Annotated in this window: 25 protein-coding genes; 17 read left to right on the top strand and 8 right to left on the bottom strand. The window is 62.5% G+C overall.

Going from position 1 to position 25,517, the window contains the following annotated elements; all coding sequences use genetic code 11:
- Positions 1-3 precede the first annotated feature (3 nt).
- The 5 genes from AB3L03_RS29965 (at position 4) to neuB (ending at position 5,800) form a co-directional block, all read left to right on the top strand.
- Positions 4-1,206 (top strand): HAD-IIIA family hydrolase, encoded by a 1,203-nt coding sequence (locus AB3L03_RS29965; RefSeq protein ID WP_368507559.1) that lies wholly within the window; start codon positions 4-6, stop codon positions 1,204-1,206.
- Positions 1,207-1,338: 132 nt separating this feature from the next.
- Positions 1,339-2,358 (top strand): NAD-dependent 4,6-dehydratase LegB, encoded by a 1,020-nt coding sequence (locus AB3L03_RS29960; RefSeq protein ID WP_368507558.1) that lies wholly within the window; start codon positions 1,339-1,341, stop codon positions 2,356-2,358.
- Between the two features lie 19 nt (positions 2,359-2,377).
- On the top strand, positions 2,378-3,562 hold the full coding sequence (locus AB3L03_RS29955) for a LegC family aminotransferase (RefSeq protein ID WP_368507557.1): 1,185 nt from the start codon (positions 2,378-2,380) through the stop codon (positions 3,560-3,562).
- Complete coding sequence (gene neuC, locus AB3L03_RS29950) at positions 3,555-4,733, top strand: UDP-N-acetylglucosamine 2-epimerase (RefSeq protein ID WP_368507556.1); 1,179 nt, start codon at positions 3,555-3,557, stop codon at positions 4,731-4,733. The genes AB3L03_RS29955 and neuC overlap by 8 nt, the downstream gene beginning before the upstream one ends.
- Positions 4,730-5,800 (top strand): N-acetylneuraminate synthase, encoded by a 1,071-nt coding sequence (gene neuB, locus AB3L03_RS29945; protein ID WP_368507555.1) that lies wholly within the window; start codon positions 4,730-4,732, stop codon positions 5,798-5,800. The genes neuC and neuB overlap by 4 nt, the downstream gene beginning before the upstream one ends.
- Here the strand turns inward: neuB and AB3L03_RS29940 are convergent.
- Positions 5,797-6,408, bottom strand: coding sequence for an acetyltransferase (locus tag AB3L03_RS29940; protein WP_368507554.1), 612 nt, complete (start codon positions 6,406-6,408; stop codon positions 5,797-5,799). The two genes, neuB and AB3L03_RS29940, sit on opposite strands and share 4 nt — an antisense overlap.
- Before the next feature lie 197 nt (positions 6,409-6,605).
- Here AB3L03_RS29940 and AB3L03_RS29935 point away from each other — a divergent pair, with 197 nt between their 5' ends.
- From AB3L03_RS29935 to AB3L03_RS29880, 12 genes are all read left to right on the top strand, one after another.
- Positions 6,606-7,655, top strand: a complete 1,050-nt coding sequence (locus AB3L03_RS29935) for a nucleotidyltransferase family protein (RefSeq protein WP_368507553.1) — start codon at positions 6,606-6,608, stop codon at positions 7,653-7,655.
- Complete coding sequence (locus AB3L03_RS29930; protein WP_368507552.1) at positions 7,652-8,560, top strand: Gfo/Idh/MocA family oxidoreductase; 909 nt, start codon at positions 7,652-7,654, stop codon at positions 8,558-8,560. The genes AB3L03_RS29935 and AB3L03_RS29930 overlap by 4 nt, the downstream gene beginning before the upstream one ends.
- Positions 8,557-9,258: an acylneuraminate cytidylyltransferase family protein gene (locus AB3L03_RS29925; protein WP_247819982.1), complete on the top strand. Its 702-nt coding sequence runs from the start codon at positions 8,557-8,559 to the stop codon at positions 9,256-9,258. The genes AB3L03_RS29930 and AB3L03_RS29925 overlap by 4 nt, the downstream gene beginning before the upstream one ends.
- A 13-nt stretch (positions 9,259-9,271) precedes the next feature.
- Positions 9,272-10,093 carry an SDR family oxidoreductase gene (locus tag AB3L03_RS29920; RefSeq protein ID WP_247819983.1) on the top strand — a complete coding sequence of 274 codons (822 nt, stop codon included), beginning with the start codon at positions 9,272-9,274 and terminating at the stop codon, positions 10,091-10,093.
- A gap of 13 nt (positions 10,094-10,106) precedes the next feature.
- Positions 10,107-10,484, top strand: a complete 378-nt coding sequence (locus AB3L03_RS29915) for a hypothetical protein (protein WP_368507551.1) — start codon at positions 10,107-10,109, stop codon at positions 10,482-10,484.
- A gap of 31 nt (positions 10,485-10,515) precedes the next feature.
- Positions 10,516-11,643, top strand: coding sequence for a lipopolysaccharide biosynthesis protein (locus AB3L03_RS29910; protein ID WP_368507550.1), 1,128 nt, complete (start codon positions 10,516-10,518; stop codon positions 11,641-11,643).
- Positions 11,644-11,705: 62 nt separating this feature from the next.
- Complete coding sequence (locus tag AB3L03_RS29905) at positions 11,706-12,632, top strand: hypothetical protein (protein ID WP_247819985.1); 927 nt, start codon at positions 11,706-11,708, stop codon at positions 12,630-12,632.
- Positions 12,633-12,657: 25 nt separating this feature from the next.
- On the top strand, positions 12,658-14,052 hold the full coding sequence (locus tag AB3L03_RS29900) for a surface carbohydrate biosynthesis protein (protein ID WP_368507549.1): 1,395 nt from the start codon (positions 12,658-12,660) through the stop codon (positions 14,050-14,052).
- A complete protein-coding gene (locus AB3L03_RS29895; protein ID WP_368507548.1) occupies positions 14,049-15,446 on the top strand; it encodes a capsule biosynthesis protein in 1,398 nt (465 codons plus the stop codon). Before AB3L03_RS29900 ends, AB3L03_RS29895 begins: the two co-directional genes overlap by 4 nt.
- Before the next feature lie 16 nt (positions 15,447-15,462).
- Positions 15,463-16,212, top strand: coding sequence for a glycosyltransferase family 2 protein (locus AB3L03_RS29890; protein ID WP_368507547.1), 750 nt, complete (start codon positions 15,463-15,465; stop codon positions 16,210-16,212).
- Positions 16,213-16,365: 153 nt separating this feature from the next.
- Entirely contained in the window at positions 16,366-17,328 is a 963-nt protein-coding gene (locus tag AB3L03_RS29885) for a UDP-glucuronic acid decarboxylase family protein (protein ID WP_368507546.1), read from the top strand.
- A 42-nt stretch (positions 17,329-17,370) separates the two neighbouring features.
- Positions 17,371-18,699, top strand: a complete 1,329-nt coding sequence (locus tag AB3L03_RS29880; protein ID WP_368507545.1) for a hypothetical protein — start codon at positions 17,371-17,373, stop codon at positions 18,697-18,699.
- A 20-nt stretch (positions 18,700-18,719) separates the two neighbouring features.
- Here the strand turns inward: AB3L03_RS29880 and AB3L03_RS29875 are convergent, their stop codons facing one another.
- The 7 genes from AB3L03_RS29875 to AB3L03_RS29845 all read right to left on the bottom strand — a co-directional run bounded on the left by AB3L03_RS29875 (position 18,720) and on the right by AB3L03_RS29845 (position 25,515).
- Entirely contained in the window at positions 18,720-19,823 is a 1,104-nt protein-coding gene (locus AB3L03_RS29875) for a DegT/DnrJ/EryC1/StrS family aminotransferase (RefSeq protein WP_368507544.1), read from the bottom strand.
- 8 nt (positions 19,824-19,831) lie between these two features.
- Positions 19,832-20,293: an acyltransferase gene (locus AB3L03_RS29870; RefSeq protein ID WP_027566756.1), complete on the bottom strand. Its 462-nt coding sequence runs from the start codon at positions 20,291-20,293 to the stop codon at positions 19,832-19,834.
- Positions 20,290-21,351, bottom strand: a complete 1,062-nt coding sequence (locus AB3L03_RS29865) for a Gfo/Idh/MocA family protein (RefSeq protein ID WP_247819991.1) — start codon at positions 21,349-21,351, stop codon at positions 20,290-20,292. The genes AB3L03_RS29870 and AB3L03_RS29865 overlap by 4 nt, the downstream gene beginning before the upstream one ends.
- 144 nt (positions 21,352-21,495) lie before the next feature.
- Positions 21,496-22,692 (bottom strand): glycosyltransferase family 4 protein, encoded by a 1,197-nt coding sequence (locus AB3L03_RS29860; protein WP_368507543.1) that lies wholly within the window; start codon positions 22,690-22,692, stop codon positions 21,496-21,498.
- Positions 22,685-23,560, bottom strand: a complete 876-nt coding sequence (locus tag AB3L03_RS29855; protein WP_368507542.1) for an NAD-dependent epimerase/dehydratase family protein — start codon at positions 23,558-23,560, stop codon at positions 22,685-22,687. Before AB3L03_RS29855 ends, AB3L03_RS29860 begins: the two co-directional genes overlap by 8 nt.
- 134 nt (positions 23,561-23,694) lie before the next feature.
- Positions 23,695-24,315: a DapH/DapD/GlmU-related protein gene (locus tag AB3L03_RS29850; RefSeq protein ID WP_368507541.1), complete on the bottom strand. Its 621-nt coding sequence runs from the start codon at positions 24,313-24,315 to the stop codon at positions 23,695-23,697.
- A gap of 111 nt (positions 24,316-24,426) precedes the next feature.
- The gene (locus AB3L03_RS29845; RefSeq protein WP_368507540.1) at positions 24,427-25,515 is read right to left on the bottom strand and encodes a glycosyltransferase; all 1,089 of its coding nucleotides are present in this window, start codon (positions 25,513-25,515) and stop codon (positions 24,427-24,429) included.
- Positions 25,516-25,517 lie beyond the last annotated feature (2 nt).

The following is a 25,517-nucleotide window of genomic DNA, read 5'->3' as shown; positions in this document are numbered from 1 at the left end:
GCCATGCTGAGACAGGCCGTGATCCTCATCGGCGGCCTCGGCACGCGCCTCGGCGAGCGTACCAAGCTGACGCCGAAACCGATGCTCGAGATTGGCGGCCGTCCGTTTCTCGACATGTTGATCGGTGAACTCGCTCGCTACGACATTTTCGAGGAAATCTTGCTACTGGCCGGCCACAAGGCCGAAATCGTCGAGACACACTATGCCGGGGCGAGCCGTGGTCGCGCGCGCATCGTCGTATCGCGCGAGACCGAACCGCTCGGCACGGCCGGCGCGCTGGTGCACGCAAGCGGACATCTACAAGATCGCTTCCTGCTGCTCAACGGCGACTCGCTATTCGACTTCAACCTGCTCGATCTCGTCGCGCGCGCGCAACGTGGGCACGTTCACATGGCACTGCGCGACGGGGTCCTCGGGGATCGCTATGGGCGCGTCGTGCTCGACGGTGACGTGGTGCGTGACTTCATCGCTCCGGGTGCCGGCGCGACGGGGCCGGTCAATGCCGGGATCTACGTCGTGGACAAGTCCGTTCTCGCCGGCATCACGACGCTTCCTGCCTCGCTCGAGCAGGACGTGTTCCCCGGCCTTGTCAAGTCCGGCGCGCTGCGCGGCACGGCCTATCGCGGCTACTTCATCGACATCGGCATTCCCGATGATTTCGCCCGCGCCGATCGAGAATTAAGGGAGAAGCTGCGGCGGCCGGCCGTGTTCTTCGACCGGGACGGCGTGCTCAACCACGATTCAGGATACACTTTCGAGACGCACAAGCTCGAATGGATCGAAGGCGCACGCGAGGCCGTGAAGGCCGTCAACGACGCCGGCTACTTCGCCTTCGTCATCACCAACCAATCCGGCGTCGCACGCGGCTTCTACGAGGAGCATCACGTCGTCGCCCTGCACCGCTGGATGGCGGACCAGATGGCGATGGTCGGCGCCCACATCGACGCGTTCGAATATTGCCCCGATCACCCCGACGGCACCGTCGCGCATTATTGCCGCACGAGCGCCCGGCGCAAGCCGGCGCCCGGCATGATCCACGACCTCGCGCAGCGTTTCCCAATCGACATGACGCGCAGCATGGTGATCGGAGACAAGAACAGCGACATGGAGGCAGCGCAGGCCGCAGGCCTTGCGGGCCATCTGTTTTCCGGCGGGGATCTGGAAGCGTTCGTGAAGCAGCGCCTGGTATCTGCCGGAAACGCCTAGGGCGGCGCCCAAAAGCGCTGCGTCCCCGGGCATTTGGCGGATATCGAACGGTGCTCTGTTGCACGCGACGGCCAATGTGCTATAGCGCCATCTTGTTGCGAACACTGGCTTAATCGCCCTTTGGGGTCCGGCATGGCAGATCTGAGGGACGCCCGCGTCCTCGTTACCGGCAGCGACGGCTTTATCGGTTCGCATGTCGTCGAGGAGCTGGTGAAAGCCGGTGCCCGCGTCAAGGCGATCGTCTATTACAATTCCTTCAATTCCTGGGGCTGGCTCGACACGGTGCCGGCCGACATCATGACGTCGGTGGAGGTCGTGGCCGGCGACATCCGCGATCCCCACTTCATGATCGCGGCCGCGAACGGCTGCACCGACGTGCTGCATCTGGCGGCGTTGATCGCGATCCCGTTCTCTTACGTCGCGCCCGACTCCTATGTCGAAACCAACGTGCGCGGCACCGTGAACGTGCTCCAGGCCGCGCGCATGGCCGGCGTGCGCCGCTTCGTGCAGACTTCGACCAGCGAGGTCTACGGCACGGCGCAGACCGTTCCGATCAAAGAGAGCCATCCGCTGGTCGGACAGTCGCCCTACTCCGCCTCGAAGATCGCCTCCGACCAGATGGCGTTGTCGTTCCAGGCCTCGTTCGACATGCCCGTCGTGGTGATCCGGCCGTTCAACACCTTTGGACCGCGACAATCGGCGCGCGCGGTGATCCCGACGATCATCAGCCAGATTGCGACCGGCAAGCGGAGTATCCGCCTCGGTGCCGTCAGCCCGACGCGCGATTTCTCGTTCGTCACCGACACTGCGCGCGGCCTGATCGCGGGCCTTACGGCGCCTGCGGAACAAGTCGTCGGCCAGACCATCAATCTCGGCAGCGGTTTTGAGATCGCCGTTGGCGCGACCGCGCAGATGATCGCCGATGTCATGGGGACGACCATCGAAATCGAGACCGACGAGGCGCGCCTGCGTCCCGCCAACAGCGAGGTCGAACGGCTGTGGGCCGACAATTCCAAGGCACGCCAGCAACTTGGCTGGAGCCCTGAATTCGGCGGTGTCGACGGCATGCGCCGCGGGATGATCAAGACGGTCGACTGGTTCACCAATCCTGCAAACCTCAGCCGCTACAAGGCTGACGTCTACAACGTTTGAGGCGATGGTGGACAGTCCAGTGACCAGGTCAGACTTCGAACCCAAGACCATCGTCGATGCCGTACGGCGCGCTGTGGGAACACCCAACGGAATTCTCGGCCTGCACGAGCCGGTGTTCGCGGGAAACGAGATCGCCTATCTCGAAGAGTGCATCAAGAGCACCTTCGTCTCCTCCGTCGGGCCGTTCGTCGATCGGTTCGAACGCATGCTGGAGGAGGTCACCGGCGCCAAGCGCGCGGTGGCCGTCGTCAACGGCACTGCCGCGCTGCATGCCTGCTTCCGCCTCGCCGGCGTCGAGCCTGGCGACGAGGTCATTTCGCCAGCGCTAACTTTCATCGCGACGACCAATGCGATCGCCTATTGCGGCGCAACGCCGCATTTCGTCGACAGCTCGCTCGTCACGCTCGGCATGGATGCTCGCGCACTCGCCGCGCGGCTCGACGAGATCGCCGAGCGCACCGCCAAGGGGACGGTCAATCGCGAGACCGGGCGCCGCATCGCCGCGATCGCGCCGATGCACACGTTCGGGCATCCGGTCGAGCTCGACGAGATTGCCGCGACCGCCCGCGAGTGGGGCGTTGCGCTGGTGGAGGACGCCGCAGAATCGCTGGGCTCGACCTACAAGGGGCACGCAGTCGGATCGCAGACGCGGCTCGCGGCGCTGAGCTTCAACGGCAACAAGATCGTCACCACCGGCGGCGGCGGCGCTATCCTCACCAATGACGAGGAACTGGGGCGCCGCGCCAAGCATCTCACCACCACCGCGAAGCTGCCGCACAAATGGGCGTTCGTGCATGACGAGATCGGTTTCAATTACCGCCTGCCCAATTTGAACGCGGCGCTCGGCTGTGCGCAGCTCGAGCAGCTCGATGGTTTTTTGGCGAGCAAGCGCAAGCTTGCCTTGGCCTATGAACGCGCCTTCGCGGATATTCCCGGCGGCCGCTTCTCGCGCGAGCCAAAGGACACCACGAGCAATTACTGGCTGAACGCGATCCTGCTCGACGAGGCTCATGCGGAGCGGCGCGACGAGGTCCTCGCCGCGCTCAACGACGCCGGTTTTGGCGCGCGTCCTGCCTGGACATTGATGCACAAGCTGCCGATGTTCGCGCAGAACCCGCGCGGCGATCTCTCGGCCGCCGAGTCGATCGAACGCCGGTTGATCAACCTGCCGAGCAGCGCCAGCATTAGGGTCCGCGATGAATAGCGTCGCGCGAAAAATCTGCTTCGTTACCGGTAGCCGTGCTGATTTCGGGCTGCTGGTCTGGCCGATGCGCGCAATCCGCGAGACGCCCGGCTTGACGCTTCAGCTCGTCGCCACCGGCATGCACCTCGCGCCGGAGTTCGGCTATACCTTCAATGCTATCCGCGACGAGGGGTTCGAGGTCGACGAGCGTATCGAGACGCTGCTCAGCAGCGACACTGGGGCCGGCGTCGCGAAATCGGCCGGCCTCGGCGTCATCGGCTTTGCCGATGCCTTCACGCGGCTAGGACCGGATCTCGTGGTCGCCCTCGGCGACCGCTTCGAGATGTTCGCGGCCGCGCAGGCGGCGATGTTCATGCGGCTGCCGATGGCGCATTTGTTCGGCGGCGATGTCACTGAGGGCGCAGTGGACGAGTCCATCCGTCACGCCATCAGCAAGATGTCGCATCTGCATTTCACCAGCAACCCGGGCTCGACGCGGCGGCTGATACAGCTCGGCGAGCATCCATCGCGCATTCACACCATCGGCTCGGTTGGCATCGATGCCATCAAGCATCTCGCCCTGATGGACCGCGACGACATCGGCCGCGCGATCGGGATGCCGCTCGGTGCGCGCAACGCGCTCATCACGTTCCACCCCGTCACGGTCGAGACCGGGCGCTCGGTGGCCGAACTGGGCGAGCTGTTCGCGGCATTGTCGGCGCTCGATCCCGGCTTTCGTTTCGTGTTCACCCTCGCCAACGCCGATGCCGAGGGCCGCGCGTTGAACGCACGGATCGAAGCTTTTGCGGCGGGCCGGCCGAACACGATCGCGGTCGCCTCGCTCGGACAGCTCCGCTACCTCAGCCTGATGAGCCAGGTGGACCTGGTGATCGGCAATTCCTCGAGCGGCGTGCTCGAAGCGCCTTCCTTCGGCGTTCCCACGGTCGATATCGGCGATCGTCAGAAGGGACGTGAACGAGCGGCATCGGTATTTCACGCAGCGCCCAAGCGCGATTCGATAGAAGCCGCCATCTCGGCGGCTCTCCAGCGCGGCCGTCAAGCCACCGTCAACCCTTACGGGGACGGTGAATCCAGTCGCCGATTTGCCGACATCGTCGCCGGCATCCCCGATTTCAGGCAGCTTCTGGCGAAGGGCTTTTATGACCTTCCGGCAAGCGGAGCGCGGCCATGACGACGCACACACTGATCATCGCGGAAGCCGGCGTCAATCATGATGGCAGCCTGGAGAAAGCGCTGGCGCTGGTGGACGCGGCCGCCGACGCCGGCGCCGACATCGTCAAGTTCCAGACCTTCAATGCGAAGGCATTGGCGGGCGGTGCGGCGAAGAAGGCTGAGTATCAGCAGCGCACGACAAACGCGGCTGAGAGCCAGCTTGCCATGCTGGAACGGCTCGAACTGCCACAAGCCGCGCACCACACGCTGATCGCGCGCGCCAGGGAGCGCGGCATCGAGTTCCTGTCGACGCCTTTCGACGACGCCTCGCTCGCCTTTCTTGTGTCGCTGAAACTGCCGCGCATCAAGATCGGATCAGGCGATCTCACCAATGCGCCGCTGCTGCATGCGGCCGCGAAGGCTGGCGCGACGCTGATCCTGTCGACCGGCATGGCAACGCTCGGCGAGATCGAGGACGCGCTCGGCGTACTGGCTCATGGCTACGGCGAGCGCAACGATCCGCCCGGCATTGCCTCCTTCCGCGCGACGTGGCGCGATCCGGCGGCACGCACAGCGCTTGCGCGGCACGTCAGCCTGCTCCACTGCACGACCGAATATCCCTGCCCCATAGCGGATGTGAACCTTGCCGCAATGGCGACAATGCGCTCCGCGTTCCAGCTCCCGGTCGGATATTCCGATCACACCGATGGCTTCGAGGTTTCAGTGGCCGCGGTCGCGCTCGGCGCCACAACAATCGAAAAGCACCTGACGCTGGATCGTAACGCCACAGGCCCCGACCACGCGGCCTCGCTGGAGCCGGACGACTTCAAGCAAATGGTTGCGGCCATCCGCAACGTGGAGCGTGCGCTCGGCGACGGCGTGAAGGCTCCGAAAGAGTCCGAGATCAGGAACGTGCCGGTGGCGCGCAAGAGCATCGTGGCGGCGCGTGCGCTGAAGGCCGGCGAAACCATCGGCCCCGCCGATATCACGACCAAGCGGCCCGGTGCGGGCCGGCCGCCGATCGAGTACTGGTCGCTGATCGGGACGGCAGTGCCGCGCGCGCTCGATCCGGACGATCCGGTCTAGCCTTGCGGCTTTGCCGGAATGCCGCGAAGGACAGATCCTGGCGGGCATGGGGCCATGACCACCGATCCCATCGCAATCAGCGTGTCGTTGCCGATCGCGATGTGGTCCCTGATCCGGCTGCCGAGACCGACGAAGCAGTTCTCGCCGATCTCTGCGCCGCCGCCGACCACGGTTCCCGGTGAAAGATGCGTACAGTCGCCGATCCGTACGTCATGCTCGACGACGACAGCGGAATTGATGATGCAGTGATTGCCAATCCGGCTTCGTGCATTGACGATCGCGCCAGGCATGATGACAGTGCCTGCACCAATCCCGGCTGAGGGCGAGACGATCGCGCGCGGATGAATCACCGTCGCCCAGCGCTTGACCTGCATGCGGCCGATCATCTGCCGGCGTGCGGGTCCCGCCTGCATCGTTCCGATACCGATCACGAAGGCCGCGTCCGGATAGTTCGGCGCAGCATCGTCGGTTCCGAGATAGCTGACGTCGCCCAGTGTCGCGGGCTGGCGATCGAGGAACCCGACTACCTTGAATCGACCGGACAACAGCGCCGCCTCGTAGACCATAAAGGCGTGTTCGCCGCCGCCCACGATGATGAGATCGTCCATGCCGATTCCCCTGCGCTGCACAACCTTAGCGGCGGGACGGCGGGCCTACAAACCGTTGATTCGAACCACGAAAAGCTGAGGTTAACGGACCCCCCGAGGAAACGCGGTTGGGGTTGACGTCGCGTCTCGCAGCCGCGATATAGCAGACCTAAGCCGCGGGCGGCCCCGAAATCCGGCGTATACGAGGCAGAATTGCCATGAAATCCTGGCGTAAGGCCGTCGTTGGAACGCAGGCGACCGTGGGCGAGGCCATTGCCGCCATCGAGAGCGGAAGCATCCAGATTGCGCTCGTGCTCGACGACCAGAATCGCCTTCTGGGCGTGGTCACCGACGGTGACGTGAGGCGTGGCCTATTGCGCGGCATCCCTCTCGCCGGACTTGCGACCGACATCATGAGCCGTGCGCCAGTGTCGGCTCCTGCGGCGCTGCCGCGGGAGGACCGCCTGCAACTGATGCGGCAGAAATCGATCAAGCAGCTCCCGCTCGTCGACGAAGGCGGGCATCTGGTCTTGGTTGAGACCCTCGATGAATTGCTCGAACCGCGCCACTATCCCAATCCGGTGCTGATTATGGCGGGCGGCCTCGGCGAACGCCTGGGCGCGCTGACCCGCGAGGTGCCGAAGCCGATGCTCAACGTCGGCGGCCGGCCGCTGCTCGAGACGATCGTTCGCAACGTCGTGCAGCAGGGTTTTGGCAACATTTTCATCTCGGTCAACTACAAGGCCGAGACAATCAAAGATTACTTTGCCGACGGCACCGCCTTCGGCGCCAATATCCAGTACATACACGAAACGGAACGCCTGGGAACCGCAGGCGCGCTCGGACTCTTCCCGACGCCACCGGCTCTGCCGATGATCGTCACCAACGGCGATATTCTCACCACGATAGACTACCGGGCTCTTCTCGAGTTCCACCACGGAACGCCGGCGGAAGCGACGATGGCCGTCCGCGAGCACAAGGTGCACGTACCGTATGGCGTGGTTTCCACGTCGGAGGGCTTTCTCGATGCCATCCGCGAGAAGCCGACCGAGAGCTGGTTCGTCAGTGCTGGCATCTATGTGATCGGCAGCTCCGTCTTTCGCCATGTCGCACCGGGCGTCAGCGTCGATATGCCGACCGTGCTGGAGCGCGTGATCGCCGGCGAGGGACGCGTCGCGGTCTATCCGATCCGCGAATATTGGCTCGACATCGGTCGTCTGGAGGATTTCGAGCAGGCGCATGCGGAATTTCACGAGGTCTTCCCGTGACATCGACAACCGCCGTCGTGGTCGGCCTCGGCTCGATTGGCACAAGGCATGCGCGCGTCCTGCGAGAGATGGGGCTTCGTGTCGTGACTGTCAGCCGCCGCGAAGGCGGCGACTACGGGGCCATTGCGCAGGCCATCGCCGGCGCAAATCCCGACTATGCGGTGATCGCCACCGAGACTGCGCGCCATGCAGACGACCTGCAAGAGCTCGCGCAGGCCGGTTTCCATGGCAAAGTCCTTGTCGAAAAACCGTTATTCGCAGCGCCGGCGCCGCCGCCGAAATATCCGTTTTCCCATGTCAGCGTCGGGTACAATCTGCGCTTTCACCCCGTGATGACCGCGCTCGCCGAAAGCTTGCGCGGGCGCGAAGTCATCACGGTCGCCGCCTATGTCGGCCAGGACATCAGGGACTGGCGGCCCGGCCGCGATCATCGTGCGACCGCTTCCGCCACGGCTGAGGCCGGAGGCGGCGTGCTGCGGGATCTCAGCCACGAACTGGACTATCTCTTGTGGCTGTTCGGGCCGTGGCATCGCGTCGCGGCGCTCGGCGGCGCGTCCGGCGCGCGCGATATCGACGTTGACGACCACCTCGACCTGCTGCTCGATATGCAGCGGGCACCATCTGTCCACGTCCACATGGACTATCTCGACCGTCAGGGCGTTCGCCGCATTCGCGTCAATGTCGACGACGACACCATCGAGGCCGATCTCGTCGGCAGCCGACTTGTTGTCAATGGTAAGGGGACGGAGATACGCAGCGAGCGCGATCAAACCTATCGCGACATGCATGTCGCGGCGATGCATGGCGCGAGGCCCGCCTGCTCGCTGCCCGAGGCGCTCGGCGTCGTACATCTTATCGACGCCAGCGAGCGTGCTCTGCGCACCAAGTCCTGGATATCGCCATGACTCTGCTCTGCACGATCTGCGCGCGGGGTGGCTCGAAAGGAGTCGTCGGCAAGAATGCTCGCGAACTCGTGGGCAAGCCCGTGCTCGCGTGGAGCATCGAGCAGGCGCGCGAGACCGGCCTGTTCGACGCGATCGCCTTCAGCAGTGATTCTGAAGCTCTGCTCGAGGCCGCGCTGAAGGCAGGCGCCGACATCGCGGTGAAGCGTCCGGATGAGATGGCGACCGATACCGCGCCGAAGCTGCCGGCGATCCGCCATTGTCTCGAGCAGGCCATCGCACAAACGGGCAAGATGCCCGAGATTTTCGTCGATCTCGACGTCACCTCGCCGCTCAGGCTCGCCTCCGACATCGCCGGTGCGGTTGCACTGCTGCGCGAGAGCGACGCCCGCAATGTTATCACCGGCGCGCCTGCACGCCGCTCGCCCTATTTCAACCTGGTCGAGCAGCGCACCGATGGCAGCGTTGGCCTCTCCAAATCCGCCAATCCTCCAATCACGCGCCGGCAGGATGCGCCGCGCTGCTTCGACATGAACGCATCGATCTACGTTTGGCGCGTCGAGGCCTTCCTGGCGCAGCCCGCCGTCTTCTATCCGGACACACGCCTGTTCGAGATGCCGGAAGAGCGCTCGATCGACATCGATTCCGATCTCGACTTTGCGCTGGTGGACCTGTTGCTGCGCCAGCGACTGCCGGCCTGAGGGGGCTTAAGCGATGACCACGAGCTTCAAGGCTCTGTTCGATCTCACCGGCCGCACTGCCGTCGTCACCGGCGGCTGCGGCATCCTCGGCCGTCGCTTCGCCGAGGGCCTCGCCGAGTTCGGTGCCAATGTCGCGATTGTCGATCTCGACCAGGCCGCGACCGATGCGGCGGCAGCCGACGTCACGTCGCGCCACGCCGTCCGCACCAGGGGTTATGGCTGCGACATCACCCAGCCCGACGCCGTGCGCAACACGGCCGATGCGATCGAAGCCGACCTCGGACCGGTCTCTATCCTGCTCAACAATGCCGCGAGCAAGACCCGCGACGTCGACGCATTCTTCGCACCCGTCGAGAAGTTTTCGTTGGAGACCTGGCGTGAGATCATGGCGGTCAATCTCGACGGCATGTTCAACGTCGCCCAGGCCTTCGGCGGTCGAATGGCCGAACGCGGCTACGGGGCTATCGTGCAGACCGCCTCGATCTACGGTCTGATGGCGCCCGACCAGCGCATCTACGAAGGCTCCGAATATCTCGGTCGCGCCATCAATACGCCCGCGGTGTACACGGCGTCCAAGGCCGGCGTCATCGGACTGACCAAGCATCTGGCGACCTATTGGGCGGCGAAAGGCGTTCGCGTCAACACGCTCACCCCGGGCGGCGTGGAGAGCGGGCAAAACGAGACTTTCAAGGCACGCTACGGGGCCCGCATTCCGCTCGGCCGGATGGCCCGCGCGGACGAGATGGTGGGCGCAATGCTTTTCCTGGTGTCCGACGCGGCATCCTATGTCACCGGACAGAACATCGCCGTCGACGGCGGCCTGACCGCGTGGTGAGACGAGCTATGCGATGCTGAGGCGCCTCATCCAGAATACGCTCGTATCGGCGATCGTCTTCGGTCTTGTCGCAATCCTCGGCATTGTGGTCATCCCGATTATTATTCGCACCTGGGGCGTTGCAGAGTTCGGCCTGATCGTTCTCACCCGCCTTTTCTTGCCGTCTGGCCTGATTGGCGTCATCGATTTCGGTCTGCCAGAGGTAACGACGCAGGTCGTGGCACGCGCCAGGGAGCACCGGGACTGGCGTCTGGCCGGCAGCCAAATTCTTTTGTTAGCAGCGGTCTCCATTCTTCTCGCAATCGTCGTTAGCCTCGCGATGTGGTTGGCAGCCCCCCTGATCGTCGCCCAGTTCAAGGTCGAGGTCGGCCCACACCGCAAGTTTTACTAACATGTTGCTAGCGACGGCCGCGAGCAACATCTTGCTCTTTCCGGCCCTCGTCTGGGAAGGCATCGTCAAGGGCTTCGAACGTTACGGGTTGTTGCGACTTTGCGAATTTTTGACAACCTCGCTCTACGTAGGCGCTACCATTTACGCGGCGAAATCTGACCAACCCTACGAAGTGGTGACGTACTGTTTCCTTGGGAGTGCTCTGCTGCGCGCAGTGATCCTTCTCATCGCCGCGATCGCTGCTCTCGGACGCACGCGAATCAAGTTGTCACCGCCTGGAAGGGAAGCCAACCGGGAACTCATGACGCGTTGTATATTGGTAATGCAGGGTAAGTTGATCGGCGGAATCATAGCTCCGATCCAGCCATTCCTGATCGGTGTATATCTCGGGCCGCAGAGCGTTGGCATCTACGACACCTTGGTCAGAATACCGCGGCTGGCAAAAGTCGTCGCGAGTTTACTAATCTCGGCAATGCTGCCGGTCGTAAGCCGGCTCGATCAGCGTAACAACCACGGGCAGTTCAACAAATTTGGTGAAGCCGGAATCATGATGCTGCCCATCGTGACCGTGCCCCCCTTTGTCGCTGCGGCGGTGATATCGCCCGCCATCATGCAGCTGTGGATCGGACCACAGATCGTTCCTTACGCCTACTGGATGGGCATTATGTTCGTGGTCACGATGTCGTTCCAGTACATCATTTTCGGCAATACTCTGTTCATGACGCGGACCAAGGTTCAGCGTCAATTGAACATGTTGATGATGATTCATCTGGTGATTTGGGCGGTGGTAACACTCGCGACGGTCCATCTCCTCGCAGAGCGGGCGTTCATTCTCGGTCAGACCATTGGAACCGCTGCGATTGTGCCCTGGCAACTTATGATCTTTGTCAGAGAACTTGAGATAGATTCGAAGGCCTTCTGGCTGGCGATCGTCGCCCATTGGTCCATACTCATCGTCGGCGGACTTTCCCTCGCTGCCATCCTTTTGGTCGTGCCTAACCAAGACATGCTCACCCTCACAGGGCTTATGGTTGCATTTTGCGCTGCCACATGGGTTGCTCAGTATTTTATGGTCTTGAGTGCGAAGCAACGCGCGATGATTGGCGCACTGGGACGGAGCTATTTCAGTCGAAAGGGCACCTCCCCGGCGGCACTTTAGGGTAGCAAAAGCGGGGGTCCGAGGTTAAAGAGACCTGCTTTACTGGGATCGGACAACCTCATATGACGACCATCGATGCAGGTGTCAAAACACCGAAGAAGCCGAAGATCAGCCAATTTCGCCGCCTTCTTTGGCACGTTAATCGGACCGATCTTGGATGGGTGCTCAAAGCCGGTCTGACGAGTCTGCAACTGCCGGCACGAGCGAAGCGAATCGCCCTGCTCAAGCAGCTTCCGGTCAAGCCGGAATGGGCCGAAGCAAGCCGCAAGCTCAACGAAGACGGCTACGTCGACGTGTCCACAATCGTCGAATGCGGCCTGGCCGAGGCGGTCGCCGCCGTCGCCGACGCCAAAATGAGCCGGCTCAACGAACTCTCCGGCAAGCAGCAGCTTGGACACAAATCGTTCTGGGTTAGCCTCCTTGATGAGGATCTCGTCGACGGCGCGTTCGCGACCGACCATCCCTTTGTGCGCTATGCGCTACAACCCGCGGCGCTTCGCATCATCGGCGATTTCATGCACGATTTGCCGCAGCTCTCCGACGTGCTGCTGACCTTGTCGCAGCCGACACCAAGCAAGACCCTGAGCTATTCGCAGCTCTGGCACCTCGATCACGACGACAAGCGCGTCTGCAAGCTTTTCATCTATCTGACGGATGTCCGCGACACCGCCGACGGCCCGTTCACCTTCATTCCGGCAGGCCCCTCCAAACCGTTCCGCAACACGCTGAAGAGCCACATGACCGACCAACAGGTGTTCGCCAAGACCGGGCCTGATGCGGTGAAGGAGATGGTGGCGCCGCGCCTGTCGTCGTTCATCGTCAATACGGCCCGCTGCCTGCATATGGGCAGCCGGATTCAGTCCGATCGCAACCGCCTGCTGTATACCGCAACCTATATACAACAGCCGCGCATCTACCCCGAACCGGCTCCGCGCTTCCGGGCAGCCGGGCAGCTCACGGATATCGATCGCGCCGTGATGCGCCTCTGAATCGGGTCTGCCGGGAGCCACGATCTTGCGCATAGGCCTGGTGGTCGATCACCCCAAGCGTGACCTGCCGGGGGCAGTCATGCTCGGTTATCAACTCGCGCGGCGCGGCGCCTCCGTCGTGTTGGTGCCGATGTACGAGCAGGCGGTCGATGTGCCGCGGCTCGGGCTCGACGCCCTGGTCGTCAACTACGCGCGCCCGGCCACTCTCGACCTGATGCGCAGCTTTGCCAAAGCCGGCCTCGCGCTGTACGTGCTCGACACCGAAGGCGGCGTGCTCGCGGAAAAGGGCGGCAACTCGCCGCCCGCGATGGCCATGCACATCAAGGACAGTGGCTACGCCGACATCTTGGCGGGCTATTTCTTCTGGGGCAGCCGGCTGCGTGACGCGTTCCTCGCGGCCGGGACCATGCTGCCGGAGCAGCTTCACCTCACCGGCTGCCCGCGCTTCGATTTTGCAGCCTCACGCTGGCGTGCGCTGCTCGACGGTGAACCGCGCGGCTATCTGCTCGTCAACGCCAACTTCCCGCTGGTCAACTCGCGCTTCACCGGCAAGCCGGGTGGGGAGCGCGAGGCGATGGTGCGAGCCGGTTGGGACGGTGCCTATGTCGATCGCTTCATCGCGGATTTGAAACAGGTGTTCACGAACTATCTCGCCGAGATCGGGCGGCTCGCCGCAGCGCGGCCTGACCGCAAAATTCTGGTACGTCCGCATCCCTTCGAGAGCGAGGAGGTCTATCGCAACGCGCTCTCGCGCCATGCCACCGTCGTGATCGACGGCACCGGCAGCGTGCTAGACCGCATCCGCAACGCGGCCGCAATCATTCATCTCAACTGCGGGACGGCCGTCGAATCGGTATTGCTCGGAAAGCTGCCGCTTCAGCTCCAATATCTGAACACACCGACCACCGCGGGTCATGCCGGGCTGCCCGCGCGCGTGAGCCGGCAGGTGGCCTCCTTCGACGAGCTGCTTGGCGCGATCGACCACGTCGAGCGCGAAACCGGGACCTTCGATTTCGCCGGCGTCCACGCCGCCGACATCGAGCCTTTCTTCCATCTCAACGACGGACAGGCGGCCGATCGTGTCGCAGATGTCCTGATTGGCGCCCAAGGCTCGCGGAGACCTTACGTGTCTCTGCTTGCGACCGTGAAGGGCACGCGCGCCAGGCCGAGCCTCGGTCAGATTGTCAAGGGCGCCGCGAGCGCCGCGCTCGGCTCGGCCGTCACCGAGCGGCTGCGCAGCCGGTTCAATCCAGCCCGGCGCGACAAGCGGATCGAGCCCGTCTTCGTCAAAACGCTGCTTCAGCGGATCGCAACTCATGATCGCGCGAGCCCGTTGCAATTTAGAGCGCGACGCGCGCATTGTGTGACGACGGGTTTGCCGCTCGCGAGCGTTGCGATCGACCAGGTCTTAGAGCAATGACCACATCTGCAAAGACCGTACTCATCACCACGCTCGCCGAATACCAGACCAGGTTCTGGATTCCGGTCGCGCAGCGGTTGCGCGCGGCGGGCCATAATGTCGAATTGCTCGCCTTCGACGATCGCAGCGCGGAGATTTCGGCCGCTGCGGGCGTGCCGGTTACGAACATGTACCGCGAGGGCCTCAAGGCTGGCCCTGCACCCGACGACCGCACGGCGTTCGACGCGCGCGTCGCTGCCTACGGACTCGATGGGACCAATTTCCTGTTCAGCCATGAGCGCTTCACTTTCGGCATCCGTGACACGGCCGCGCTGCGCCGGCGATTCATGATCTATGCCAACGCCATGGAGGCGCTGCTCGACCGGCTGGAGGCGCAAGGCGCCCGCGCCGAGCTGGTGCAGGAGCTCGGCGGCTTTCTCTCCGTCATCGCGAGCTTCTACGCCGCGAGGCGCCGCAACATCCGCAACTGGTTCATCGAGCCGTCGTTCTTCCGTGGCCGCATGTACTTTACGCCCGACAGCCTCGCAGCGCCCGACGTGATGGCGACGCCGGCAGACACGGTGTCATCAGAGGTGCGCGCCTATCTGGACGACACGCTGACGCAGCGTGCCATCGTCATCCCCAAGAAGGACCAACACCATTATTCGGCGGCCTTCAAAAAGGTCGTAAATCCGCGCAATGCCCACCGTCTTGTCGAAAAACTCTGGGACCAGTTTGCGCTCGGCAAGCACCAGGAGTTCGGGCACAATCTGCGCCACGCGCGTGTTCATGCGGCAATGGCTCTCAATGCGACGCGGCTGCGCAAGCTCTATCGCCCGCTTCCTGACACGCCCTTCGTCTACTACCCTTTCCACGTTCCCGCCGACATGGCGCTGACGCTGCGCTCGCCGGATTATCTCGACCAGGTCGCCACCGTCGACTTCCTGCTGCGCACGATCCCGGATTTGCATGTGCTCGTGGTCAAGGAACATCCCGCCCAGATCGGCGCGATCGCAGCTTCGCGCCTGTTCGAGCTCGCGCGCCGGTTCGACAATTTCGTGCTGCTGCCGCCGCAGACCAACAATTACACCGTCCTCAATCGCGCCGACGCCGTCGTCTCCGTCAACAGCAAGTCGGGCGCCGAAGCACTGCTGCTCGGCAAGCCGGTCGTGGTGATGGGCGATGCGTTCTACCGCTCGTGCCCATTGGTGTATGAGGTCGACCGCCTGGCCGATGTGCCGGCACGGCTGCGCGAAGCGCTCTCCGCCGGGCCATTCGATCCGGCCAGGGGGCACCCTATTTCGAGTCTGCCTGGCGCCGGTCTTATCCGGGCGAGCTTTATATCGGCGATCCCAAGCTGCTCGACACGTTTGCGGCCTCCTTGCGTGCGGCAATCGCCGCGCCGGCCCGGGTGAACTGAACGGATCCGTGATGCCGCTCGTCTCGATCATAACACCCTCCTGGAACGTCGAAGGCCTGATCGAGGAAACCATCCGTTCCGTGCAGGACCAGACGTTCGCCGATTGGGAACTCTTGATCGCCGACGACTGCTCGACCGACAGGACGCCGGCAATCATCGCGGCGATCGGCGAGCGCGATCCCCGCGTCAAGCTGATCCGGCAGGCCCGAAATGGCGGCCCTGCGCTCGCCCGCCAAGCCTCGATTGACGCCGCGCAGGGCCGCTATCTCGCTTTCCTCGACAGCGACGATCTGTGGCTGCCGGGGAAGCTTGAGCGCCAGCTCGCCTTCGCCCGCGAGAAGCGGGCCGCCCTCAGCTACACCGCGTTCCGCCGCATCGACGAAAGCAACACGGTCACCGGCCGCCTGATCGAGGTGCCGGCCTCGCTCACCTATGACCAGCTCCTGAAGAACACCGCGATCGCGACGCTGACCGCGCTGGTCGACCGCGAGATCGCCGGTCCAATCGTGATGAAGAACGAGGGCTACGACGATTTCTGCTTGTGGCTCTCGATCCTGAAGCGCGGCCATACCGCCTACGGCCTCAACGAGGACCTTGCGCGCTACCGCGTCAGGGGCTCTTCGGTCTCCAGCCGCCCGGCGCGTTCCGCCAAATGGGTCTGGCAGATCTACCGCAATGTCGAACAGCTCTCCCTGATCAGATCGGCCTGGTGCTTCGCCCATTGGAGTGCGCGCGCCTGGCTGAAAAGACGGGAGTTCTAGCCAGTGCCCTGCCAAGCACCCCACAAAAATAGCGAAAACAACCCCGTGCACACTACCGGTATTTGAATACCTGAAACCAAGCCATTTGGCTATTGGCGAGTCTGACCGTTGCCGATACCACTCAGCGCGCTCCGCCGCGAACTGGAACCCACCATGCCGTTTGAAAGCTACAAGAACAGCCGAATCCTCGTCACCGGTGGCGCCGGCTTCATCGGATCCCACCTCTGCGAGCGGCTGCTCGATACAGGGGCCGAGGTGGTCTCCGTCGACAATTACTTCACCGGCAGCCGGCGCAACATCGCCCATCTGATCGCAAATCCCTTGTTCGAGGCGGTCCGGCACGACGTCACCTTTCCGCTCTACATCGAGGTCGACGCCATCTTCAACCTGGCCTGCCCGGCCTCGCCGATCCACTACCAGCGCGATCCCGTGCAGACCACCAAGACCTCGGTGCACGGCGCCATCAACATGCTTGGCCTCGCCAAGCGGCTCAAGGCGCGCATCTTCCAGGCCTCCACCAGCGAGGTCTATGGCGATCCGCTGATCCATCCCCAAACCGAGGACTATTGGGGCAACGTCAACCCGATCGGCATTCGCTCCTGCTACGACGAAGGCAAGCGCTGCGCCGAAACGCTGTTCTTCGACTATTGGCGTCAGCACAGCCTGCCGATCAAGGTCGCGCGCATCTTCAACACCTACGGCCCGCGCATGCAGCCCAATGACGGGCGCGTGGTGTCGTCCTTCATCGTCCAGGCCCTCAAGGGCGAGCCGATCACCGTGTTCGGCGACGGCGGGCAGACCCGCTCGTTCTGCTATGTCGACGATCTCGTCGAAGCCATCATGCGGCTGATGGCGACCGGCGAGGACATCACCGGGCCGATCAACATCGGCAACAATTCGGAGTTCACCATCCGCGAGCTCGCCGAGAAGGTGATCAAGCTCACCGGCTCGCGCTCGCAACTCATCTTCCAGCCGCTGCCCCAAGACGATCCGCGCCAGCGCCAGCCCGACCTCACCAAGGCAAAGGCGGCACTGGACTGGGAGCCGAAAGTCGCGCTCGAGGACGGGTTGAAGGAAACGATCGCCTATTTCAAGCGAGCGCTTGAAATTGCCTGATCCGGTTCCCAACTCCCCTCGCCCGCAGCGAGCCTGTTCATCATGAACGCATCGTCCGTCATCGGAGATCTGCGAGCCCGACTGGATTCGAAAACCGCGCTGGCGCTCCTGGTGCTGCTGCACAGCGCCGTCACCTGTCTGTCTCTGATCAAGGTCGCGGACCATCAATCCTATATCCACTTCAGCCCCGAGCGCATCTGGTTCGCTGTCCTCGTCGCGATATCTTTCTCCACCATCTCGCTGCTGTTCGTCTTCGCCCGCTTCAGTTTCGGCTATTTCGTAGGCTTCTATTTCTATGCGATGATCTTGGGGTTTCTGTGGATCGACGTGTTCTCGGAATACAACTACCCGCATCTGTTCGCAGGCGTCTCGGCGGCGCTATCGCTCGTACTCCTTCTGGTGCCCGTGCTGTTCGTGAGGGCGCCGTTCCAACCGCCCTTCGTCCTTTCGAAGCCCCATTTCGAGCACCTGCTCACGCTGATCATGGTGATCTCGGCCGGTACCATTGCCGTGGCCTCGGCGTATAATTTCCGACTCGTCTCGATCGAGCGCATCTACGACTACCGCAACCTGATCGAGTTCCCGGGAGCGGTGCGATATCTCATGGGCTGGATCTCCAGCACGTTGCTGCCGTTTGCCTTCGCCTGCTACTGGCTGCTTGGATATCGCTCGCGAGCGGCATTCGTTATTGTCCTGCTGCTGCTTTTCTATCCCGTCACCCTGACGAAATCGGCCTTTTTCACGCCGATCTGGCTCGCCACGCTGGCCGCAATTTCCAGCATCTGCAAAGCGAGAACATCCGCAATCCTTTCTCTTCTCATTCCAACGCTGGCGGGCGTCATCCTGATAATGATCAGCATCAGTTCCATCGGGCACACGGCCATTTATGCGATCATGGACGTCGCACGCATCCGGCTGTTCGATCTTGTCAACATCCGGATGATGGCGACGCCATCGAGCGCACTCGACATCTACAACCACTTCTTCGCGAGTCACCCCGCGACCTGGTTTTGCCAGATATCGGGGCTCAAGCCGTTGATGCATTGTCCTTACCAGGAACAGCTGGCGATCGTAATGGAGAAGGCCTACGGCTTCGGCAACCTGAATGCCTCGTTGTTTGCAACCGAAGGCGTCGCCTCCGTCGGCCTCTTATTTGCGCCGCTGACCGCCTTTGCGTCGGGCGTCGTGCTCGCGTTCGGCAATCGAACGTCCGCGGGGCTACCGTCCCGTTTCGTGCTGATCTCCGCCGGAGTGGTGCCTCATATTCTGCTCAACGTACCGCTCACGGTCGCCATGGTGACGCACGGCACCGCGCTCCTCTTCCTACTCTGGTATGTGACGCCCCGGAGCATTTTCGAAGAGAAGTCGTAGATTGCGCGTGGCCGAAACAGTCAGGTCGAGAACTCACGCACCGCACGCACCACCTCTTGCTGCTGCAAAGCGGTGATTTCGGCGAACATTGGTAACGACAGGATGCTCTGCTGGTCACCATAGGCATTCGGAAACTGCGCCGAACTGTGCTCCAAGCGTTGATAGGCTGGAAGCAGCGGCAGCGCCGTCGGGTAGTTGATCGCGGTCTGGATCCCCCTGAGGTTCAGATGCGCGGCAAGCTTGTCTCGTTTGGCATGCTTGATTGTATAGAGGTGGTAGACGTGGCTTCGCCCGGGCGCCAATTGAGGGACCTGCACACCCTCGATCTGGTTCAGGGCGGCATCATAGAACCTCGCGGCTTCCTGGCGCGCCCGCGTCCAGCCCGTCAGATGCCGCAGCTTGGCCGACAGGATCGCGGCTTGCATGCCATCCAGGCGGCTGTTGATACCCTCGATCTGGTGCTGGTGCTTCACGATTCCCCCGTGACGGGCTAGCATCGCGATATGCTCGGCGAAGGCCGCATCGCTGGTGACAACGGCCCCGGCATCGCCCATCGCACCGAGATTCTTGCCCGGGTAGAAGGAATAGGTCGCGGCGTCGCCAAACGTTCCGACCATCCGGCCCTTGTAATCCGCCAGATGCGCCTGCGCGCAATCCTCAATCACCCACAACCCATGCTTCTTCGCGATCGACATGATCGCGTCCATGTCCGCGGGCTGCCCGTAAAGGTGCACCGGAATGATGCCAACGGTGCGGGGGGTGATCGCTGCCTCGACTGCCGCGGGATCGATGGTGAAGGTCGACCCGTCGGTGTCGCAGAACTTCACGGCTGCGCCAGCATGCGTAATCATCGCGGAAGTCGAAATCCAGGAATGTGCCGTCGTGATCACCTCGTCACCCGGCTTCACTTTCAGCGCGCTCATCGCGAGATACAGCGCATCGGTTCCGTTGGCACATGAGACGCAATGCTCCACGGACGCAGCTTTGGCGAACTCCCGCTCGAACCTCTCGACGTAGGGGCCGCGGATGAACGCGTTGTCGCGAATCACAGCGGCGATCGCGGCATCGATTTCGCCTTTGATGTTCTGATACTGGAGCTGAAGATCAGCGAAGGGAACCGCCATGTGCGCCTCTACATCCGAAGCCGACGCGCGGGACTTCCGGCATACACGCCGGCAACAGTGATATCTTTGGTGACCACTGCACCTGCACCGATTACGACGTCGTCGACAATTTGCACCGGCATGATGGTCGCATTCGAGCCGATGGACACCCGATTGCCGATCCTGGTCTCACACCACAATTCCTTGCGGCCACGTGCCGGACCGCCGCTCGCAAACGTATCGTTGATGAACATCACTCCATGGCCGATGAAACAATCCTCACCGACCGTGACGAGCTCGCAGATGAAACTGTGCGATTGCACGCGCGTGCGAGCGCCGATAACGACTCCCTTTTGGATCTCATTGAACGGCCCGATGAAGCAGCCGTCGCCAATCGTGCAGCCATAGAGGTTGCAGGGCTCAACGACCTTCACGCCAGCGCCAAAGGCGACATCGCGGATTCCGACCTGACGCAGCTCCGGCCGGTTCACGAAGCGACGCCCAGCCGGCTACGTCGCGGCACGAAGTGGAGCGACACCTCCTGCCCGGTCTCGATCGATTCGTAGAGCGCCGAGATCAACTCCAGGCTCTTGCGACCCTGCAATCCGTCGACCAGCGCCGCACCGCGATCCGCAAGGCAATCGACGACATGCTGATAATAGGCCTGATGGCCGAAGCCGTACACGTTCGGCGGGTTGACCGAAAATTTCTCGATCACCTCCTTGTCCGACGGCAGCGCGTCGACGAAAAGCCAGTGCCGGATGTGGTTCATGGCGAAACCGCCGACCTCCACCGTCCCCTTCTCGCCCAGTATCGACAGCGAGCCTTCGAGATCGGCGGGACGCGTGGCCGTCGTCGCCTCGATGATACCCAGCGCACCGCTGCGAAACTTCAGCGTCGCCACTGCCGTGTCCTCAGTCTCGATCTTCACGAGCGCGGTAGTGCTACGCGCATGGACGCTGACGACGTCGCCGAAAAACCACTCCAGCATGTCGATGTGGTGACTGGCCTGGTTGGTGAGTACGCCGCCATCATAACCCCACGTACCGCGCCATGAGTCCTGATCGTAATAGCTCTGGTCGCGGCACCAACGCACGCGCACGGTGCCGAGGACGAGCTTGCCGAACCGGCCGGCATCGAGCGCCTCCCGCGCCTTCACGATCGGAACGTTGAAACGGTTCTGCTTGACGACGAAGAGTTTTACACCCGCCTCGTCGCAGGCGCGGATCATGTCGTCGGCGTCCTGGAGACGTAGCGCCATCGGCTTTTCGACCACGACATGCTTGCCGGCGCGCGCGCAGGCGATCGCATGCTGAGGATGCAGCCCGCTCGGAGTGAGCACCGCGACGGCGTCGATGTCGTCGCGCGACAGCAACTCGTCGATGTCGTCATGCGCGGCGACGGCGAATTTGCTCGCGATCGCATCGGCGCGTGCTCGATCGGAATCGCAGACGGCAACGAGCTTGGCCCCCACGATGTGGTTACCGCCCAACAAGTCGGAATGACGCTTGGCAATGCGCCCGCAGCCGAGCAGGCCGAATCTGATCATCAAGACTTCCCGCCGTCGTCAGAGCGAATGCTCTGGAGGGCTTGAAAGCCCCAAAATACGCATTTTCCGGTGAACCCGAACCTGTTTCTATCCGAACAACACGACAAATCAAGGCAGAAGAGGGGTCCTTTTGGCCGGCTGAGACTAGCTCGTTCCTGCGCCGCGGGCCACTTCGGTGGCGAGGTGGACGAAATCCGCGACGAACGCACGAACCCGATCATCGAGATCCGGCTGCAACTGCCGAACGACTGCGTCCGGCGCGCTCTCTGCGGCATCCCGGATGTGATCGGCCAGCGCCTGGACATCGTCAACGCCGAAATATCGCGCTTTACCACCGGTCTGCTCGCGATGAACATCGAGGCCAGACAGAAGCATCGGGACACCGAATGACTTTGCTTCTTCGACCGTCGTACTCCACCCTTCGCAGCGCGACGGATTGATGAGGGCCGTCGACGCGCGCAGGAGGGCGTAGACGTGATCCAGCGGGATCATTCCGAGATGCTTGAAGTTCGACTCAAGACCGCGCGACCTGACCTCACTCATGGTCCGCTCAAAAAGTCCGGATTCACGGAAGTCCTGCGTACTGCCGGATGCTGCGACGACGACGTCCAACCCGCGACGTTTCAGCAGATCAAGCGCATCGACCACGATCTGGTGATTTTTGTGCCGCCAGAACTGGTTTGGCAGATAGAAATACCGTGGTGGAAGACCATAATGCGCAATCACGTCGGACGGCTGCGTGGCGAGCAGACTGGCGGGCGGCGCGGTCGCAAACCGGACGACCGACACGCCGTTCGAATTGCCCGGATAGAACTTCTTGAGATCGCCGAGCGCCGTGGCGCTGCTCAACATGATGTGCCGGCCTGATGCGATCTGAACCCGAAAGCCGAGATCACGCCGCCAATATGCACTCCTGGAGAACAGATGCGGGAGCAGTCGATGCTGGAAATCCGGGAACCATGCGACCGCCGGAAATGGCAGGCGCCAGCCAAAGAAGCGCGCGGATTCGAACACCATATCGATCTTGCTGGCCGTGAACGCGGCCGCGGCAGGTGCGTCCAAACCAAAGACGATCGCGCGGGCAAGGTCCGTCGCGCGGGCAAGACCGGTTGCGGCGTGGTCGAACACCGGCGAGCGCACGACCTCAACGCCGGGAATGCCGGCCAGCACCGCGATCTCATCGGGATCGTCCGCCGTTCCAGCGAACAGCACCGGGACCACCGTCCCCGGAGAATGCCGGTTGAGCACCTCGAACAGGTTGCGTTGATAGTTGTAGCCGCCCGCCCATAGTCGACGTGGGATATTGGTGAAAGCAATCCGCAGCGGCGCGCGCTCAGGCACGAGCGTGGCTCCTGAACCATTCGACGTAGTCGGCCAGACCGCGCTCCAGCGGGATACGCCAATCGAAATTCATATCGAGCACGCGTCCATTGTCCGCCAGCAAGCTCGTCGGGTCCCCTGGCCGCCCGACTCCGGAAAAGCGCACGACCGTTTTGCTGTCCCAATGCCTGATCAGTTCCTCGGCAATATCGGCCACGCTCACGCCGCGCCCCGAACCGCCATTGATCACGCCAAAATCATCGCGCCACTCCCCCTCCGCGACGCGCGCCAGCAAGCGAACGACGTCGCGAACGTCGGTCCAATCCCTTATCTCGGTTCCCGTCCCTCCGAGATTCAGCGCTGCCACCTCGCTCCGCAGCCGAGAGCAGATATCCCAGAGCAGTTGCTTGCGAAGGTGGGGACCGTAGACAGAGAACAGTCGCACGACCATGCAGTGAATGCCGAAGCTCTGGACGTAACTTTGGCACAGCTGCTCCATGACCAGCTTGTGGTGTCCGTAGGGCGACATCGGCAGAAGCGCCGCGCTCTCGGGAATCGGACCGGTGTGATCGGCGCCGTAAACCGCAGCGCTCGACACCACGATCAGCCGGCTGCTGGGCGCAAAACTTCGAAGCCATTCGAGCAGCCGCGCCGTGCTCGTCACGGTCCGCGAAAAATCCTCGAACGGGCGCGCGATCGACAGCCCGACCGACGATCCGCCAGCCAGATGGAAGACTCGCGACGGCAGCCCGTGCAAGGTTGCGAGCGCGCTCAGATTGGCCGCGTCAACTTCGCCATTGATCCAGGTCTGCAAACCGAGGGTCTGTGCCTGGGCCGGATCGAGCGCACCGTGACCGACGCCATGGACCGCATGCCCGGCGCTCGCCAACTCGCGAACGAGATGACGTCCGATGAATCCGTTCGCACCGGTGACCCAGATGGACATCGAACTTTCTTATGCTCAACTAGCTGCATTCCGATCGCAAGCCGGATCGGTAGCGATCTGACGCCTCACTGATTGCCTCATCGCTCATCCGAAGACAACTCCCTGACGAGGGTTGCTGGATTTCCAGCAACAATCGCATAGGCCGGAACGTCCTTGGTGACGACCGCTCCCGCCGCTACGATGCCGCCCTCCCCAATCGTCACGCCGCGCATGACCATCGCGCCGGCGCCGATCCAAGCGTCATCACCTATTTTAATCGGACGGTCATCAAGAAATACCTTTCTGGGGTGGCCCGTCGAAAAAATCTGCCTAGCCTGCTCGTGCCGCTCGGCGGCTTTGATCGGATGCGACAGATTGTCGAATATATTCACGGCGTGCGAGATCAGGACCCGGTTGCCGATTTGGATTGACGCTCCCGACCAAATCCGCGTCCCTACGCCCACGTAACACCATTCTCCAATTGAAATCCGGCCGCCGTGACCGAGGACCATCAATTCACCCCTGATATGCGAATAGGGACCGATAACGATCTGATCGCTATCGCCAAGCGCGTTTCGGATCCTTGCGCAGTGAGCCAGAAAAGCACGCTCTTGCAGGCGGCAGGTGGCACGCCCGATGAGCCGCTGGGCGAGCAAATGGAGATTAATCCCGTCTATGAGTCTTGCGCCGTGGCGCGCAAGGCCGCCGAGGCTGGACATCAGCGTTTCCTCCTATACGGCGCCGACACGTGCGCGCGAAAGTGCACAGAATTGCCCCAAAAAATACGCTCGATCTCCAATGGACGACATTCGGCATGATGCGTCAAATGGCTAAAGACTCGCTACGATAGCTTGAAAGAGGCTCCACTGACGTGCCTTCGTATGAATCTCATCAACCCGAATTCGCCCGTTCATTGCTATTTGCCGCACAGCGCTCCAGTCAGAGATAGCTCGCTCGATCTGTTCAAGGCAACTTTTCTCATCTCGATAGGCCAGCATCGTATCTTCAGCGACCATTCCCTCGGGATAGTTGCCAGCGTCCGAAACCAGCAGCGCGCCACACCCCATGGCTTCGAAGCAACGCATGTTACCCCGATCCTGGCCTGCCATATCGATCGCGCCGTTGAGGACGATCTTGGATCGCCCGATCAACTCGTAGAGCTCTCTCCCAAAGACCGGCGGCTTGGCGATTGCCGCGACTATCCTCGGGCGCCGATATTTTTGGAGCGGCAGCAAGTAGCCGATCGAGCTCTCCGCGAGCCTAGTCAACCGCGACGAGTCGAGACAATAGACGATCTTTCGGCTTCCCGCGAGGGCAGCAACCTTTTCGAGCGTTCTTGCACGCGCCGAATGATGCCGCGAGTAGCCGCCAACAAACAGCACGTCGATGGGGCGCTCGTCCTGCACGTACTCGCTCATTACAGGATCAATCGCGGGAGAAAACCATTCCGCTCGGCACCCCTTTTCGCGCCAGGAATCCAGAATTGACGGGAAATTTCCGAGCACAGCTCCATAGGCAGTCAAGTCAGCGTTGCCCGACGGCGCCGCGCGCCAACATAGTGTCTTCCTCACACAGCCGGGCAGCCTGCGAACGAAGGAACTTGGAAAGGCGACTGGATCGAGGTTGTAAAGCACTTCGGTTCTGTGATGCTCGATCTGTGCGAGCAGAATGTCTTCCGGCGTAGCTCCCCAGCGGACGCCATGCTCGCGTGCCCAGCGGCCTTGCAGACGACCATCGTTGCCGCAGGTGAGGAACGCATTCGCATCGCCTGCGAGCACAGGTTGTAGAAGGTGAAGTGCGCCGAAACGATCATCCAGAAACGTGTTACGCCGTTCCTGAAAACTTAGGCCCTCCGGTGCAAGGCGATCCAGGCGCGCGAGGTAGGACGGAGTGAGACCGCAGTTCTGAAAAACCCGCATAT

It is taken from the genome of Bradyrhizobium lupini (assembly GCF_040939785.1).
In the GTDB taxonomy this organism is placed as follows: domain Bacteria; phylum Pseudomonadota; class Alphaproteobacteria; order Rhizobiales; family Xanthobacteraceae; genus Bradyrhizobium; species Bradyrhizobium canariense_D.
The sequence above is the reverse complement of the archived record's forward strand: the minus strand, read 5'-3'. Positions and strand labels throughout refer to the sequence as shown.

Bases quoted from the DNA above. Each gene is read 5' to 3' on its own strand.
- AB3L03_RS29965 (WP_368507559.1), top strand. From the start codon at position 4: ATGCTGAGACAGGCCGTGATCCTCATCGGCGGCCTCGGCACGCGCCTC.
- AB3L03_RS29960 (WP_368507558.1), top strand. From the start codon at position 1,339: ATGGCAGATCTGAGGGACGCCCGCGTCCTCGTTACCGGCAGCGACGGC.
- neuC (WP_368507556.1), top strand. From the start codon at position 3,555: ATGAATAGCGTCGCGCGAAAAATCTGCTTCGTTACCGGTAGCCGTGCT.
- neuB (WP_368507555.1), top strand. From the start codon at position 4,730: ATGACGACGCACACACTGATCATCGCGGAAGCCGGCGTCAATCATGAT.
- AB3L03_RS29940 (WP_368507554.1), bottom strand. From the start codon at position 6,408: ATGGACGATCTCATCATCGTGGGCGGCGGCGAACACGCCTTTATGGTC.
- AB3L03_RS29935 (WP_368507553.1), top strand. From the start codon at position 6,606: ATGAAATCCTGGCGTAAGGCCGTCGTTGGAACGCAGGCGACCGTGGGC.
- AB3L03_RS29925 (WP_247819982.1), top strand. From the start codon at position 8,557: ATGACTCTGCTCTGCACGATCTGCGCGCGGGGTGGCTCGAAAGGAGTC.
- AB3L03_RS29920 (WP_247819983.1), top strand. From the start codon at position 9,272: ATGACCACGAGCTTCAAGGCTCTGTTCGATCTCACCGGCCGCACTGCC.
- AB3L03_RS29915 (WP_368507551.1), top strand. From the start codon at position 10,107: ATGCTGAGGCGCCTCATCCAGAATACGCTCGTATCGGCGATCGTCTTC.
- AB3L03_RS29905 (WP_247819985.1), top strand. From the start codon at position 11,706: ATGACGACCATCGATGCAGGTGTCAAAACACCGAAGAAGCCGAAGATC.
- AB3L03_RS29895 (WP_368507548.1), top strand. From the start codon at position 14,049: ATGACCACATCTGCAAAGACCGTACTCATCACCACGCTCGCCGAATAC.
- AB3L03_RS29890 (WP_368507547.1), top strand. From the start codon at position 15,463: ATGCCGCTCGTCTCGATCATAACACCCTCCTGGAACGTCGAAGGCCTG.
- AB3L03_RS29885 (WP_368507546.1), top strand. From the start codon at position 16,366: ATGCCGTTTGAAAGCTACAAGAACAGCCGAATCCTCGTCACCGGTGGC.
- AB3L03_RS29880 (WP_368507545.1), top strand. From the start codon at position 17,371: ATGAACGCATCGTCCGTCATCGGAGATCTGCGAGCCCGACTGGATTCG.
- AB3L03_RS29875 (WP_368507544.1), bottom strand. From the start codon at position 19,823: ATGGCGGTTCCCTTCGCTGATCTTCAGCTCCAGTATCAGAACATCAAA.
- AB3L03_RS29865 (WP_247819991.1), bottom strand. From the start codon at position 21,351: ATGATCAGATTCGGCCTGCTCGGCTGCGGGCGCATTGCCAAGCGTCAT.
- AB3L03_RS29850 (WP_368507541.1), bottom strand. From the start codon at position 24,315: ATGTCCAGCCTCGGCGGCCTTGCGCGCCACGGCGCAAGACTCATAGAC.
- AB3L03_RS29845 (WP_368507540.1), bottom strand. From the start codon at position 25,515: ATGCGGGTTTTTCAGAACTGCGGTCTCACTCCGTCCTACCTCGCGCGC.